This is a genomic window from Burkholderia sp. LA-2-3-30-S1-D2 (genome assembly GCF_001523915.2).
Classification (GTDB): Bacteria; Pseudomonadota; Gammaproteobacteria; order Burkholderiales; family Burkholderiaceae; genus Burkholderia; species Burkholderia diffusa.
In genome coordinates, this window is record NZ_CP013383.1 from 1473021 (window position 1) to 1488200 (window position 15180).

Below are 15180 nucleotides of genomic sequence, written 5' to 3' on the forward strand. Positions count from 1 at the left end.
TTGCGTTCCGTGGCTGCGAGCCATGTGTTGAGGGGAGTGAACGGATCATCTGCCTGCGACGATTATTTGTCAATGACAAAGTCGCTTGCTATTGTCTAATGCGGGTAAACCTGTGGGCTGGCGCGTCAAATGGCGTCGGATACCATGCGGGGTTTCGTCAACGGAAGATTCATCGCGTGCAGAACCATGAAGTCAGCGCGGACGACGCGCCGCCCAAGGCGCAGCGCGGGATCCAGAGCGTCGAGGTCGGCGGCCGGCTGCTCGACGCGCTCGCGCGCCGGCGCAAGCCGCTCGGGCTGTCGGAGCTGGCGGCCGCGGCCGACCTGTCGACCGCGCAGGCGCACACCTATCTCGTCAGCCTGACGCGGCTCGCGCTCGTGAAACGCGACGCGCTCACGGGCAACTACGAGCCAGGGCCGCTGTCGCTGCGGCTCGGGCTGATGTCGATCGAACGCCAGCCCGCCTATCGCGCGGCGCTGCCGCACGCGGCGCGGCTCGCGGAAGCGGTCGGCCTGAGCGTCGCGCTGTCGGTGCCGGGCGTGCTCGGGCCCACGATCGTGCGCATCGAGCATGGCGGCTATCCGCTGCACGTGAACCTGCACGTCGGATCGGTGATGTCGCTTGACACGACGGCAACCGGCCGAGTGTTCCGCGCGTTCGGCGACCCCGCTCAACTCGACGCGATGGCGGCCAGCCAGGCCGGCGCCGGCGACACGCTCGCCGGCGCGGAAGGCGTCCAGCCCACGTCCGACGCCGGCGCGTGGCAGGCCGAACTCGACGCGATCCGCGCGCGCGGGATCGAGCGCGGCGTGGACCGGCCGAGCCCCGGCGTCAGCGCGATGTGCGTGCCGGTGCTGGACGCGGACGGACGCCTGCAACTCGCGTTGACGGTGATCGGCTCGACCGGATCGATCGATGTCGGATGGGACGGCCCGATCGCGACGGCGCTGCGCGACGCGGCACGGCAAGCCACTGCGTCGCTCGGCGCGGGACGCGATGCGCGGCCGATCGCGCCGGGCATGCTCCCGGCCACGCAGCGCATGCCGCCCGCGCTCGCCGACGATACGAAAGCGCAACGCGGCATCAACGCGCTCGACAGCACGGGCGAGCTGCTGCTGGCGCTCGTCTCGGCGGGTCGTGCACTGCCGCTGCGCGACCTCGCGGCGGCGGCCGGCATGCCGGCCGCGAAGGCATTTCCGCATCTGGTGAGCCTGCAGAAGATCGGCCTGCTGAGCCGCGACGACGCCGGCTGCTTCGGCGGCGGGCCGCTCGCCCAGGCGCTCGGCCTGATCGCGATGCAGCGCGTGTCGCCGACGCGCGATGCGGAAGCCGAGATCGTCGCGCTGGCGGCCGCGACCGACATGAGCGTGGCTGCCGCGACGCTCGGGCCGCTCGGGCCGACCGTGATCCGCCTCGAGGAATCCGCCCGGCCGCAGCACGTGAGCCTGCAGGTCGGCACGGTGATGTCGCTCGTGAATACCGCGATAGGGCGGATCTTCGCGGCCGGCATGTCCGACGACGTGCTGGCCGGCCTGCTGACCGACGAGCCGGTGCGCCTCGCCGGCCGCGCGACGCAGATCGACGACGCATTCCGCGCGCGGCTCGCGACGATCCGCGCGGACGAGCTCGATTTCGCGTTCGATGCACCGGTGCCGGGCATCGGGACGATCGCCGCGCCCGTGTTCGATCACACCGGCAGCATCCGGCTCGTGATCGCGATCATCGGTTCGTCGCGCGGCTTCCCGCGCGGGCCGGAGAGCGAACTCGCGCATGCGCTGCTCGCCGCGACGCGCCGCCTGTCGTGGCGCTTCGGATGGATCGGCGGGTAAGCGCCGCTCGGCTGCCGCCCCCTTTCTCCCCGCCTGACATCCCTTTCCGTCCGTCAATGCGCGGCCGTGCTCGCCACGGCCTCGTTACGCCTGTCCGCCACGCGGAAGCAGGCGCAATTCATGTTGCGCAGCAGCAACAGAAACTGTCAGTAATTCTCATATAACGAAATCGCATTTCACAACGCGGCGATACTTCTCTATCATTAGGGTTATCCCTAACTCGCCACCTACATGGGGCTTCGTCATGCAAACGTCTAATGTCTCCGATCGTTCCACCCAATCCGCTGGCTGGCTCGCACGTGTTGGCGAGCTGCTTGCAGAAGCATGGGCACTGCACCTCGAGAACTGCGAAGTCATCGCTGAAGCGCACGCACGCCTGCCGCGCTGAGCGCAGCGTCACGCCGCCGGCCGGTGGCACGCCATCCGTCCGACCCGCCTGCCGGGAAGCGCACCGCAAGGCCACCGCGCCCGGCATCGGCGTGACGGATGAAGGCCGCAAAGGCCCGCGGAAGATTCATCCGTTTTACCGCCCCGCAGGCATTTCCCGCCTGTTTCCGGCTCCGGGCCGCGCCCACTCGACGCGACAGCCCGATTACCACTCTGCTTCGGCACAACCGCGCATCTCGTCGTCACGACGATCCGCGGCCCATCTCCCCTGTCGTCACACCTGAATCGACGGCACGTCTTTCATGCACCGCAGCGCGAACATCGAGCGGCTATGGCGGATGCTCGAAATCCGGTACAGCTTCTCGCGCAGGAAGCGCTCATAGCCGGCCGTGCCGTCCACCGCGACCTTGATCCAGTAGTCGTATTCGCCCGACACGAGGTAGGCCTCGAGCACTTCGGGCAGCGCCGCGAGTTCGGCGCCGAAACGCGCGAGTGCGTCGTCCTCGTGGCGATCGAGCGTGACTTCGAGGATCACGATGTCCGCGTAGCCGAGCATGCGCTGGTTGACCAGCGCGACGTAGCCGTCGATGTAACCGTCGAGCTCGAGCTGCCGCGTGCGGTTCCAGCATGCGGTGGTCGACATGCCGATCTGTTCGGCCAGTTCGGCGTTCGACAGACGCGCGTTCTTTTGCAGTGCACCGAGGATCTTGCGGTCCTGGTTGTCGAGGGTTTTCGGCGTGCGTTCGCGGGTAGCCATGACGTAAAGAATTTTCTACTGTAAATCGGCATTCTATCTGAACAGTATTCCGGTTTCGGGCGTGCTTTACTGGAAAACAGGAAGCCTTTTAACCGGCTCGCTTGATACATTTTCTCCATGCCTGTTGTCCGGCACGCTCCCCGCGACAACCCCGTCGCACCGGGACGCACGACCGCAATCACGAGTTGCGGCGCCGGACACGCAGGCATGCAATGTCCCGCCTCCCGCGCGCCTATCCGGCTGCACGGGCCGGCGCCCGATCCTTCGTTTTCCGCACCTCCCGTCATGTCGTTCAGGCTCTATCTGTCGTTCCTCGCTGCGTCCGCCGTCCTCATCTACGCCCCCGGCCCCGTCAACCTCCTCACGATGAACCAGGCATTGCGCACCGGCTGGCGCCGCGCGCTGCCGTGCGTATGGGGCGGCACGCTCGCCGTGCTGCTGCAGCTCGCGCTGACCGCGCTGTGCCTGAATTCGCTGGTCCATCTCGACGAGCACGCGCTGAACGTGCTGCGCTGGGCCGGCGCCGCCTACCTCGTGTGGCTCGGCGGCAAGCAATGGCTAGGCCGCGCGCAACTCACCGCGCCCGCCGCGTCGACCCAGCCCGGCTGCGCCGCACCCGACGACACCGACAGCGGACGCGCACTGTTCTGGCGCGGCCTCGCCACCTCCGGCCTGAACCCGAAGACGCTGCTGTTCTTTCCGTCGTTCTTTCCGCAGTTCATCGTTCCGAGCGCAGACTGGAGCCTGAACGCGCAGTTCCTGCTGCTCGCGACGTCCTTCGCGCTGCTGTTCGCCGGCGGCATTGCGTCGATGGCGCTCTTCTCCCACCGGCTGAGCCATGCGCTGCGGCGCCCGGCGCGGATGCGCGCGATGAACCGGGTGACGGGCGGGCTGCTGGTCGGCATGGGCGCGATCATGGTCGGCTGGAACTGAGACCGCGCGGCCGCACGCGCAGGTGCCGGGTCACCCGCGCGCCCCGCGAAAAAGCAGCCGATCGCCGAATGCTTTAGGGTAGCGGCTGGTTCGTTGGACATGCCCGGCTCGACCGGGTGATTGCATGAAGCACGTCACTACCCGCCTGCGGCGGCTGTTCGCGCCGATCGGCCTGCACTGGTATCTCGCTCTCCTCCTCGCGCTCGATGCACTGATGGTGCTGCGCCCCGTCGTCGCCCATGCGAAGCTCGGCGTGCATCGTGCGTGGCTCACCGACGCGCTGAATCTCGTCGATAACGCGGGCCTCGTCGTGCTGCCGCAGGTCGTCGTCGCGGCCGGCCTCGCGACGATGGCCATCGGCATCGTGCTGCGTGCGCGCGTCGCGTGGGTGCTGTCGATCCTGCTGCTGGTCGCGGCCGCCGCGATCAGCATCCTCGGCGGCTACCGCAGCAACGCGGTGTTCATGTACACGGCCGTGCTGGCCGTCACGCTGATCTACTACTGGCGCCATTTCGACCGCGCGAGCGTCGCCGCGAGCAGCCTGTTCGCGCTGCTCAGCATCGTGTCGCTGTTGATCTACGCGACCTTCGGCGTGCTGTATCTCGGCGACGAATTCACGCCGCCGGTCCACGACCTCGCCACGGCCGTCTACTTCTCGATCGTGTCGATGTCGACGGTCGGCTACGGCGACATCGTGCCGCACGCGCCCACCGCGCGCCTCTTCACCGCATCGGTGATCGTGCTCGGCATCACGGTGTTCGCGACGTCGATCAGCGCGGTCGTCGGGCCGGTGATCGGCGGCAACCTGAAACGGATCGTCAAGGGAGGCATTTCGAACGTGATCCGCAAGCATCATTTCCTGATCGTCGGCGCGACGCCCGTCGCGCATGCAGTGCACGAGGGACTGCGCAAGCGCGGCTACGCCGTGACCGTCATCGTGCCGGCCGGCGTCGAGCACAACTATGCGGGCGGAACCGACCTGATCGTCGGCGACGCCACCGACCACGCGGTGCTGGAAAGCGCCGGCGCGGCAACGGCCCGCGCGGTGCTCGCGCTGCGTTCCGACGATGCCGAGAATGCGTTCATCATCCTCGCGATCCGCGAGATCGCGTCGACGGTGCGTACCGTCGCGCTCGTGAACCAGCAACGCAACCTCGAGCGGCTGCGCCTGCTGAAGCCGGACATGGTGTTCTCGCCGCAGCAGCTCGCGGGCGAACTGCTCGCCAGCACGCTCAACGACGAACCGGTCGACAAGTCGGTGATCTCGCACCTGCTGTTCGGCACCGACGCCGCCGCGTGACCGGTGCCGGCCGACGCGCGGCCGGTACAATCGCGCGATGTCCGAATTGCTCACTTACGGCGGCCTGTTCGCCGTGTCGATGGTCGCCGCGACCCTGCTGCCGCTCCAGTCCGAAGCCGTGCTCGCCGGCCTGCTGCTCGCCGGACGCGAGCCCGTATGGGCGCTGTTGCTGGTCGCGAGCGTCGGCAACGTCGCGGGCTCGGTGGTCAACTGGGCGCTCGGCCGCGGCATCGAGCACTTCCGCGACCGCCGCTGGTTCCCGGTCAAGCCGGCCGCGCTCGCGCGCGCCGAGCGCTGGTATGCGCGTTACGGCCGCTGGTCGCTGCTGCTGAGCTGGGCGCCGGTGGTCGGCGATCCGCTGACGATGGTCGCCGGCGTGCTCCGCGAGCCGCTGCCGACCTTCCTCGCGATCGTCACGATCGCGAAGGTCGGGCGGTATCTGGCCGTCGCGTGGCTCGTGATGCACTGACGCTGCCCGCCTACGTCGGGCGAACCTGCTCGCCCCCTCCGGCTTCGCACCGCTAAAGAATTCACCGAAGCTGCCGTATTCCTTACGGTATGCGGTGGCGCGTGCGTTCCGCCTCTCTCCCTCTCGACTCAGGATTCCTATGAGATTGATCCAATTGGGCCGGGCGAGCGTCGGCGCGCGCCTGGCCGCGCTGGCGTGCGTGCTCGTCGCGCTGCTGTTTACCGCCTTCGCATGGGCACTCGCCCACTTCGCCGGCCAGCAACTCGCCGACGAGGCCCATGCGCGCATCGCGGACAAGGAGCAGTCGATCCGTGCGATGGTCGAAATGTTCGACAAGGCGCTGTCCGCCGAAGCCACCCGCGCGATGGCGCTGTTCGCCAGTTTCCTGCCGGCCGATTTCGCGCTCGACCCGGCCCGCACCGTCGACATCGGCGGCGTCGCCGCGCCGACACTGTCCGCGGGCGGCCAGCCGCTCGACCTCGATTACGCGATCCCCGACCAGTTCCTGAAGAAAAGCGGCGCGATCGCGACGATCTTCGCGCGCGACGGCGACGATTTCGTCCGCATCACGACGTCGCTGAAGAAGCAGGACGGCTCGCGCGCGGTCGGCACGCGCCTCGATCGCGCGGGCCCCGCCTACGCGCCGCTCGTCGCCGGACGCAGCTATACGGGCCTCGCGAAACTGTTCGGCCGGCCGTACATCACGCAGTACAAGCCCGTCACCGACGCGACGGGTCGCGTGATCGGCGCGCTGTTCGTCGGCCTCGACGTCGGTGCCGAGCTGCAAGTCGTGCAGGACGGCATCCGGGCGTTGAAGATCGGAGAAAACGGCTATTACTTCGTGCTCGATGCGTCGCCGGGTACATCGCGCGGCACCTTCGTCGTCCATCCCGACGCGGCCGGCCAGCGCGCGGACGACGCGCGCGCGCCATACACGCAGATGCTCGCCGCCGGCCAGGGCCGGCTCGCTTACACGTCGGCCGATCCGGCCGCGCACGACGCCGCGCCCACCGCCAAATTCGTGTCGTTCACGACGATTCCGCAATGGCAGTGGCTGGTCGGCGGCATCGCGCTCGACGACGAACTGCTGGCGGGCATGCGCACCGTCCGCAACCGTTTCCTGATGATCGCGGCCGTGCTCGTCGCGGCGTTCGCGGCGTTGTTCCTCGTCGTCGTGCGACGCGTGGTGAGCCGACCGCTCGATGCGGCGGCGCGTGCATCGGAACGCTTCGCGGCCGGCGACCTCAGCATCCGCATCCGCGACGGCGCCGCCGCGCGCGGCGCGGCGGGCAACGACGAGATCGGCCGGCTCGTGCAGGCGGTCGACGGAATCGGCGACGGCCTCGCGCGGATCGTCGCACAGGTGCGCAGCAGCTCGTCCGACATCGCGCGCGGCACGGTCGGCATCGCGGCCGGCAGCGGCGACATCGCGGCGCGGATCGCGACGCAGGCGAGCAGCGTCGAACAGACGGCAGCCAGCATGGAGCAGATCACGGCCGCCGTGCAGCAGAATGCGGAACACGCGGCGCAGGCGAACGCGCTGGTCGCCGGCGCATCGGCCGCCGCGACCGACGGCGACACGGCGGTGCAACGCGTGGCCGCGACGATGGACGACATCGGCCGTGCGACGCGCCGGATCGCCGACATCACCGGCACGATCGAAGGCATCGCGTTCCAGACCAATATCCTGGCGCTGAACGCTGCCGTCGAGGCCGCGCGCGCGGGCGAGCATGGCAAGGGCTTCGCGGTGGTCGCGGCCGAAGTGCGCACACTCGCGCAGCGCAGCGCGGCCGCGGTCAAGGAAATCGACGCGCTGAGCGCCGAATCGTCGACGACCGTCGAACAGGGCTATCGGATCGCGGACGCCGCGCGCGGCACGATGCGCGACATCGTCCAGCGCGTCGATCAGGTCAGCACGCTGATCCGCGAGATCAGCGCCGCGTCGCGCGAGCAGTCGACCGGCATCGAGCAGGTGAATCAGGCCATCACGCAGATCGGCGAGGCGACGCAGCAGAACGCGACGCTGATCTCGGATGCCGAACGCGCGGCCGTCGCGTTGCGCGACCAGGCCGCGCAACTGTCGGAAGCCGTCAGCGTGTTCCGGCTGGCCCGCGACGCGTGACGCACGGCGAACGGCCGGGCAACTGCCCGGTCGCGTCGATTACTTCTTGTCCCCGGCCAGGTCGATCGCCTTGTCCGACCCGACCGCGTTGCGCAGCTGGAATTTCTGGATCTTGCCGGTCGACGTCTTCGGCAACTCACCGAAGCGCACGACTTTCGGCACCTTGAAACCCGCGAGCAGCTGCCGGCAGTGCGCGACGATCTCCTCCTCGGTCGCGCTCATGCCGTGGCGCAGTTCGACGAACGCGCACGGCACCTCGCCCCATTTCGGGTCAGGCATCGCGACCACCGCCGCGACCTCGACGGCCGGATGCCGGTACAGCGCGTCCTCGACCTCGATGCTCGAGATGTTCTCGCCGCCGGAAATGATGATGTCCTTGCGGCGATCCTTGATGCGGATATAGCCGTCCGGCGTCAGCACGCCGAGATCGCCCGTATGGAACCAGCCACCGTGGAATGCCTCGTCCGTCGCGTGCGGGTTCTTCAGGTAACCCTTCATGCAGATGTTGCCGCGGAACATGATCTCGCCGAGCGTCTCGCCGTCGGCCGGCACCGGCGCCATCGTGTCCGGGTCGAGCACCGTCGCGCCCGCTTCCAGGTGATAGCGCACGCCCTGCCGCGCATTGAGCCGCGCGCGCTCGTCGTCGGGCAGCTCGTCCCAGTGCGCCTGCTTCGCGCACACGGTCGCCGGGCCGTAGACCTCGGTCAATCCATACACGTGCAGCAGGTCGAAGCCGATCTCCTTCATCTTCGCGATCACGGCCGGCGCGGGCGCGGCACCGGCGACCATCGCGTGCACCGTGTGATCGATGCCCGCGCGGAACTCGGCCGGTGCATTCGCCATCGCGCTCTGCACGATCGGCGCGCCGCAGTAATGCGTGATGCGTTCGCGGCGGATCAGGTCGAACACCGTCTTCGCGTCGAACTTGCGCAGGCAGACGTTCACGCCCGCGCGCGCCGCGACCGCCCACGGGAAGCACCAGCCGTTGCAATGGAACATCGGCAGCGTCCAGAGATACACCGCGTGCTTCGGCATGTCCCATTCGAGGATGTTACTGATCGCCGCGAGATACGCGCCGCGATGGTGATAGACGACGCCCTTCGGGTCGCCGGTCGTGCCGGACGTGTAGTTCAGCGCGATCGCTTCCCACTCGTCGGCGGGGGACGTCCATGCGTAGTCCGGGTCGCCTCCCGCGACGAACGCTTCGTAGTCGGTCGCGCCCGCGAAGCGCGCGGGGTCGGCCGGCATCGCGTCGGCGACGCTGACGATCTTCAGGCCCGGCACTTCGAGCGCCGCGCGATGCGCGAGCTCCGCGTATTCGGTGTCGACGATCAGCACCTTCGCTTCGCCGTGACGCAGCATGAACAGCACCGACGAAATGTCGAGCCGCGTGTTGATCGTGTTCAGCACGGCGCCGGCCATCGGTACGCCGAAGTGGGCCTCGACCATCGCCGGGATGTTCGGCAGCAGCGCCGCGACCGTCTCGCCGCGCGCGACGCCGGCCCGCGCGAGCGCGCTCGCGAGCTGCTTCGCGCGCTTGTAGGTCTCGCCCCACGTGCGCCGCACGTCGCCGTGCACGATCGCGAGGCGCTCGCCGTAGACTTCGGCCGCGCGGACCAGAAAGTCGATCGGCGTGAGCGGCACGTAGTTGGCCTCGCGGCGGCCGAGTCCGGCCTCGAACATCTGCGTCATGATCCTGTCTCCCGTTTTCTGCCGGCCGGCGTGCATGCACCCCGATCGGTTTTGATGTGGTTCAATTGCCGATAGCCTAACGGGCGCTATTGTGAGCCGTCTGTCATCGAAACGACAGAGTGCCCGATGAACGCTGCGCGTTATCCCTATCCTCGCAAACCCGCACCCATGCACGATCACTCCGTTGCGCCGCCCGACGCGGCCGCTCCGCCGGAACACTCACCGGCCGACCCGCCGGCCGACGCGCCGCTCGAACCGGGGCCGTTGCCCGCCCTGTCCGCGCTGTTCGGCCAGTGCGCGTGGTTCCGCACGCTGGCGCCGGAACACCAGGCGCTGGTGCTCGCGCAGTCCCATGCGGAACGGCACGAAGCCGGCGACGTGATCGCGCAGCGGCTCGCGCCGTCCGAATACTGGATCGGCGTGCATCGCGGACTGCTCAAGCTGGCGATCTTCAACGCGTCGGGGCGCGGCTGCACGTTTTCCGGCGTGCCGTCGGGCGGCTGGTTCGGAGAAGGCAGCGTGATCAAGCGCGAGCTGCGCAAGTACGAAGTCGTCGCCGTCCAGCGCTCGATCGTGCTGTTCGTCCCGGTCGACACGTTCCATGCGCTGCTCGACACCAGCCTGCCGTTCACGCGCTTCGTGATCCATCAATTGAACAACCGGATGGGCGAGTTCATCGCGTCGATCCAGAACAGCCGGCTGCTCGACGTCGACGCGCGCGTCGCGCAGGCGCTCGCGCAGTTGTTCAACCCTGCGCTGTACCCGGACACCGGTCCGTCCCTCGCGATCTCGCAGGAGGAACTGGGGATGCTCGTCGGCGTGTCGCGGCAGCGGATCAACCAGGCGTTGCAGCAGCTCGAGAAACTCGGGGTGCTGCGGCTCGCGTACAACCAGATCGAGGTCGTCGATCTGGCCGCGCTGGCGCGGGTCGGGATGGAACAGATCTGAGCGACGCCGGATGAGTGGAACCGTCGTCGATGCGGCATCCGCATACGGGACGGCGGCGGTTTCCGGGTGCCTGCGCCCGCGCGCCTTTCATCCGATGAATCGGCCTTTCGTTGCCCCGCCCCAACCTGACAATTCCGCCAGTTTCGCGCCAGTGACCCGTTCCGCCCCGACGCCTATCATTCGGGTTCCCTTCACCGACGCCTGATCACCGCCTGTCCCGCTGCCTCCATGTGGATCGTCAGTCTCGCGCTCAGGCGCCCCTACACGTTCATCGTGATGGCCATCATGATCGTGCTGGCCACCCCGCTTGCGCTGATGCGCACGCCTGTCGACGTCCTGCCGGCGGTCAACATTCCCGTCATCAGCGTGATCTGGAGTTACAACGGCTTCTCCGCGAAGGAGATGACCAACCGGATCACGGCCGTCCATGAACGGATCCTGACGACGACCGTCAACAACATCCAGCACATCGAGTCGACCTCGCTGCCCGGCATCGCGGTCGTGAAGGTGTTCCTGCAGCCCGGCGCGAACGTGCAGACGGCGATCGCGCAGACGGTCTCGTCCGCGCAGGCGATCGTGCGGCAGATGCCGCAGGGCGCGACGCCGCCGCTCGTGATCACCTATTCCGCGTCGAGCATCCCGGTGATCCAGCTCGGGTTATCCAGCAAGACGCTCAGCGAACAGTCGCTCGCCGACATCGCGCTCAACTTCCTGCGCCCGCAACTGATCACGATCCCGGGCGCCCAGATCCCGTTTCCGTACGGCGGCCGCACGCGCGTGGTCGCGATCGACCTCGACCCGCAGGCGCTGCTCGCGAAGGGCCTCACGCCCGCCGACATCGTCAACGCGGTCAACGCGCAGAACCTCGTGCTGCCGACCGGCACCGCGAAGATGGGCCAGACCGAATACCGGATCGACACGAACGCGTCGGCCGACACGGTCGCCGACATCAACGGCCTGCCGGTGCAAACCGTCAACGGCGCGACGACCTACCTGCGCGAAGTCGCGTCGGTGCGCGACGGCTTCGCGCCGCAGACCAACGTCGTGCGCCAGAACGGCCAGCGTGGCGTGCTGATGTCGATCCTGAAGACCGGCGACGCGTCGACGCTGAAGGTCGTGTCGGACCTGAAGGCGTTGCTGCCGAAGGTGATTCCGACGCTGCCCGAAGGGCTCACGATCACGCCGCTGTTCGACCAGTCGGTGTTCGTCAACGCCGCCGTGCAGGGTGTGATCCGCGAGGCGCTGATCGCGGCCGTGCTGACCGCGATGATGATCCTGCTGTTCCTCGGCAACTGGCGCAGCACGCTGATCATCGCGATCTCGATTCCGCTGTCGATCTTCACGTCGCTGATCGCGCTCTCCGCGCTCGGCGAGACCATCAACATCATGACGCTCGGCGGGCTCGCGCTCGCGGTGGGGATCCTGGTCGACGACGCGACCGTCACGATCGAGAACATCGAGCGGCACCTGCATCTCGGCACGCGCCGGGCCGACCCTGGCGAGCCGGGCAGCCCCCTCGGGGGGCCGCGACCGGAGGGCGCGCCGGGGTCCTCGTCGAGCACCAACCTGCACGATGCGATTCTCGAAGGCGCGGGCGAGATCGCAGTGCCCGCGTTCGTATCGACGCTGTGCATCTGCATCGTATTCGTGCCGATGTTCTTCCTGACGGGCGTCGCGCGCTTCCTGTTCGTGCCGCTCGCCGAAGCCGTGGTGTTCGCGATGCTCGCGTCCTACGTGCTGTCGCGCACGCTCGTGCCGACGCTCGCGATGCTGCTGTTCCGCCCGCAGCAGGCCACCACCGGCCCCGACCACTCGACGTCGCGTTTCGCGCGCCTCCATCACGCGTTCAACGCCGCGTTCGAGCGGCTGCGCGCGTGGTACATCGTGCTGCTCAGCATCCTGCTGGTGCGCCGCCGCTTCTACGCGACGTGCTTCCTCGGCTTCTGCTTGCTGTCGACCGGCCTCGTGTTCGTGCTCGGCCGCGACTTCTTCCCGAACGCCGATTCCGGCAACATCCGGCTGCACATGCGCGCACCGACCGGCTACCGGATCGAGGAAACCGCGCGCCTCGCCGACCAGGTCGAGCGCGTGATCCGCGAAGCCGTGCCACCCGACGAACTCGGCGCGATCGTCGACAACCTCGGGCTGCCGGTGAGCGGCATCAACCTGTCGTACAGCAACAGCGGCACGATCGGCACGCTCGACGGCGAACTGATGATCGCGCTGAAGCCCGGCCATCGCTCGACCCAGCACTACGTGCAGACGCTGCGCACGCTGCTGCCGCAGCGCTTCCCCGGCGTCGAGTTCTTCTTCCAGCCGTCGGACATCATCACGCAGATCCTCAACTTCGGCCAGCCGGCCGCGATCGACGTGCAGGTGCTCGGCAACGATCTCGCGAGTAACATGGCTATCGCGAGCAGCCTGATGAAAAAGATCAGGCAAATCCCCGGCGCCGTCGACGTGCACGTGCTGCAGCGCAACGACGAACCGACCCTGGTGGCCGACATGGACCGTACGCGCATGCAGCAGCTCAGCCTCTCCGCGCAAAACGTCGCGCAGAACATGCTGATCTCGCTGTCCGGCAGTTCCCAGACGACCCCGTCGTTCTGGATCAACCCGCGCACCGGCGTCCAGTACCCGCTGCAGATCCAGACCCCGCAATACGACATCGCGTCGATCGACGACCTGCTCGGCACGCCGATTTCCGCGAGCGGGCGCACGGGCATGCCGCTGCAGCTGCTCGGCAACCTCGTGCAGATCCACCCCGTTTCGAACCCGGCCGTGATCACGCATTACAACATCCGCCCGGCGATCGACCTGTACGTGAGCGTCGAGGGCCGCGACCTCGGCTCGGTCGCGGGCGCGATCGACCGGATCGTGTCCGACGCGCGCGCGACGCTGCCGCGCGGCACCGACCTCACGGTGCGCGGCCAGGTCGAGACGATGCGCACGTCGTACATCGGTCTCGGCGCGGGCGTCGCGATGGCGATCGTGCTCGTCTACCTGCTGATCGTCGTGAATTTCCAGTCGTGGCTCGATCCGCTGATCATCATCAGCGCGATGCCTGCCGCGCTCGCCGGCATCGCGTGGATGCTGTTCATCACCGGCACGCACCTGAGCGTGCCCGCGCTGACGGGCGCGATCATGACGGTGGGCGTCGCGACCGCGAACAGCATCCTGGTCGTGTCGTTCGCGCGCCAACGCCTCGCCGCCGGCGCGCCGCCGCTCACGGCCGCGCTCGAGGCCGGCGCGACGCGGATCCGCCCGGTGCTGATGACGGCGCTCGCGATGATCATCGGGATGGTGCCGATGGCGCTCGGTCTCGGCGAGGGCGCCGAGCAGAACGCGCCGCTCGGCCGCGCGGTGATCGGCGGCCTGCTGTTCGCCACCGTTTCGACGCTGCTGTTCGTGCCGCTCGTGTTCGGCGGCGTGCATTCGCGGCTGGCCCGCCGGCGCGTGCGCCAGGCCGGACGCTGACTTTCGCCCCTAGCCTCTAGACCCGGTCAATTCATGGAAGAGAAACATCACAGCTCCGTCGGCATCCAGGTGGACGAACACGGCATGCACCTGCCGACGCGCACGTCGGTGTCGCGGCGCGGGCGGATCGTGCTGATCGTGGTCGGCGTGCTGCTGGCCGCGGGCGCCGCGCGCACGATCGTCGTCAACGTGCTGAACCGCAACCGGCTCGACGCAGTGGCCGAGCAGAACACGCGCCAGTACGTGAACGTCGTGCATCCGGTCGATGCGGCCACCGGCGGCAAGCTCACGCTGCCCGGCACGCTGCGCGGCTTCGTCGAGGCGCCGATCTATGCGCGCGCGAGCGGCTACGTGCTGCGCTGGCAGGCCGACATCGGCGCGCACGTGAAGCAGGGGCAACTGCTCGCCGAGCTCGACACGCCCGAGCTCAACCAGGAACTCGCGCAGGCCACCGCCCAGCGTCAGCAGGCGCAGGCGGCGCTCGCACTCGCGAAGACGTCGTTCGACCGCGCGCAGCAACTGCGCCAGCGCGATGCGGTGTCGCAGCAGGAACTCGACGACCGGCAAGGCGCGTTCAACCAGGGCAGCGCGAACCTCGCGGCGGCCGATGCGAACATGCGCCGGCTCACCGAACTGAAGGGCTTCCAGCGCATCGTCGCGCCGATCGACGGGATCGTCACGCAGCGCAACGTCGACGTCGGCGACCTCGTCAATTCCGGCAACGCGGGCCGCTCGCTGTTCACGGTCGTGCAGGCCGACCGGCTGCGCCTGTATGTGCAGGTGCCGCAGGCGTATGCGCAGCAAATCAAGGTCGGCCAGCACGTCAGCGTCGCGCAGGCCGAGCTGCCTGGCCAGACCTTCGACGGCACGATCACGCGCACGTCCCAGGCAATCGACGTCGCGACACGCTCGCTGCAGATCGAGATCACGCTGCCGAACCCGGACGGACGGCTGCTGCCCGGCGCATACGTGCAGGCGACGCTGCCGATGACGCCGGTCGGTCGCCTGCAGATTCCGGCCAACACGCTGCTGTTCCGCGCCGAAGGGCCGACCGTCGCGACCGTCGACGCGAACGGCCAGGTGCGCCTGAAGGCGGTGGCGATCGCGCGCACGATCGGGCAGACGCTCGAAGTGGACGGCCCGCTCACGCCGAATGACCGCCTCGTCGCGAACCCGAGCGATGCACTCGCGAACGGCGACGCCGTCATCGTGCAGGCGCCGCCGGTCGTGAAGCCGGCGTCCGCCGCCGCGGGAGCGAAGTCGTGA

Annotated in this window: 11 protein-coding genes; 9 read left to right on the forward strand and 2 right to left on the reverse strand. The window is 68.4% G+C overall.

The window, feature by feature from the left end; all coding sequences use genetic code 11:
• The first annotated feature begins 176 nt into the window (after positions 1-176).
• Complete coding sequence (locus WS66_RS06830; protein ID WP_059599390.1) at positions 177-1829, forward strand: IclR family transcriptional regulator; 1653 nt, start codon at positions 177-179, stop codon at positions 1827-1829.
• Positions 1830-2073: 244 nt separating this feature from the next.
• Entirely contained in the window at positions 2074-2217 is a 144-nt protein-coding gene (locus WS66_RS34025; protein WP_179955234.1) for a hypothetical protein, read from the forward strand.
• Between the two features lie 273 nt (positions 2218-2490).
• Here WS66_RS34025 and WS66_RS06835 read toward each other — a convergent pair whose 3' ends face one another.
• Positions 2491-2973: an Lrp/AsnC family transcriptional regulator gene (locus WS66_RS06835; RefSeq protein ID WP_006755380.1), complete on the reverse strand. Its 483-nt coding sequence runs from the start codon at positions 2971-2973 to the stop codon at positions 2491-2493.
• 285 nt (positions 2974-3258) lie between these two features.
• On the opposite strand from WS66_RS06835, the gene WS66_RS06840 reads away from it, so the two are divergent.
• The 4 genes from WS66_RS06840 to WS66_RS06855 all read left to right on the forward strand — a co-directional run bounded on the left by WS66_RS06840 (position 3259) and on the right by WS66_RS06855 (position 7797).
• Positions 3259-3906 (forward strand): LysE family translocator, encoded by a 648-nt coding sequence (locus WS66_RS06840; protein ID WP_059599389.1) that lies wholly within the window; start codon positions 3259-3261, stop codon positions 3904-3906.
• A 124-nt stretch (positions 3907-4030) separates the two neighbouring features.
• Positions 4031-5206, forward strand: coding sequence for a voltage-gated potassium channel protein (kch, locus tag WS66_RS06845; RefSeq protein ID WP_059599388.1), 1176 nt, complete (start codon positions 4031-4033; stop codon positions 5204-5206).
• Positions 5207-5243: 37 nt separating this feature from the next.
• Positions 5244-5675 (forward strand): YqaA family protein, encoded by a 432-nt coding sequence (locus WS66_RS06850; protein ID WP_059599387.1) that lies wholly within the window; start codon positions 5244-5246, stop codon positions 5673-5675.
• A 139-nt stretch (positions 5676-5814) separates the two neighbouring features.
• Entirely contained in the window at positions 5815-7797 is a 1983-nt protein-coding gene (locus WS66_RS06855) for a methyl-accepting chemotaxis protein (protein WP_059599386.1), read from the forward strand.
• A gap of 39 nt (positions 7798-7836) precedes the next feature.
• On the opposite strand, the gene WS66_RS06860 is transcribed toward WS66_RS06855, so the two are convergent.
• Positions 7837-9489: an acyl-CoA synthetase gene (locus WS66_RS06860; RefSeq protein WP_059599465.1), complete on the reverse strand. Its 1653-nt coding sequence runs from the start codon at positions 9487-9489 to the stop codon at positions 7837-7839.
• Between the two features lie 168 nt (positions 9490-9657).
• Here WS66_RS06860 and WS66_RS06865 point away from each other — a divergent pair, with 168 nt between their 5' ends.
• The 3 genes from WS66_RS06865 (at position 9658) to WS66_RS06875 (ending at position 15180) form a co-directional block, all read left to right on the forward strand.
• Positions 9658-10437, forward strand: a complete 780-nt coding sequence (locus WS66_RS06865; RefSeq protein ID WP_059599385.1) for a Crp/Fnr family transcriptional regulator — start codon at positions 9658-9660, stop codon at positions 10435-10437.
• A 228-nt stretch (positions 10438-10665) separates the two neighbouring features.
• Positions 10666-13914 carry an efflux RND transporter permease subunit gene (locus WS66_RS06870; protein ID WP_059599384.1) on the forward strand — a complete coding sequence of 1083 codons (3249 nt, stop codon included), beginning with the start codon at positions 10666-10668 and terminating at the stop codon, positions 13912-13914.
• Positions 13915-13947: 33 nt separating this feature from the next.
• A complete protein-coding gene (locus WS66_RS06875; protein ID WP_059599383.1) occupies positions 13948-15180 on the forward strand; it encodes an efflux RND transporter periplasmic adaptor subunit in 1233 nt (410 codons plus the stop codon).

What these genes read in the sequence shown, in the direction of transcription:
- WS66_RS06875 (WP_059599383.1), top strand. Translation starts at nt 13,948, where the DNA reads ATGGAAGAGAAACATCACAGCTCCGTCGGCATCCAGGTGGACGAACAC.
- WS66_RS06860 (WP_059599465.1), bottom strand. Translation starts at nt 9,489, where the DNA reads ATGACGCAGATGTTCGAGGCCGGACTCGGCCGCCGCGAGGCCAACTAC.
- WS66_RS34025 (WP_179955234.1), top strand. Translation starts at nt 2,074, where the DNA reads ATGCAAACGTCTAATGTCTCCGATCGTTCCACCCAATCCGCTGGCTGG.
- WS66_RS06850 (WP_059599387.1), top strand. Translation starts at nt 5,244, where the DNA reads ATGTCCGAATTGCTCACTTACGGCGGCCTGTTCGCCGTGTCGATGGTC.
- WS66_RS06870 (WP_059599384.1), top strand. Translation starts at nt 10,666, where the DNA reads ATGTGGATCGTCAGTCTCGCGCTCAGGCGCCCCTACACGTTCATCGTG.
- WS66_RS06855 (WP_059599386.1), top strand. Translation starts at nt 5,815, where the DNA reads ATGAGATTGATCCAATTGGGCCGGGCGAGCGTCGGCGCGCGCCTGGCC.
- WS66_RS06835 (WP_006755380.1), bottom strand. Translation starts at nt 2,973, where the DNA reads ATGGCTACCCGCGAACGCACGCCGAAAACCCTCGACAACCAGGACCGC.
- WS66_RS06865 (WP_059599385.1), top strand. Translation starts at nt 9,658, where the DNA reads ATGCACGATCACTCCGTTGCGCCGCCCGACGCGGCCGCTCCGCCGGAA.
- kch (WP_059599388.1), top strand. Translation starts at nt 4,031, where the DNA reads ATGAAGCACGTCACTACCCGCCTGCGGCGGCTGTTCGCGCCGATCGGC.
- WS66_RS06840 (WP_059599389.1), top strand. Translation starts at nt 3,259, where the DNA reads ATGTCGTTCAGGCTCTATCTGTCGTTCCTCGCTGCGTCCGCCGTCCTC.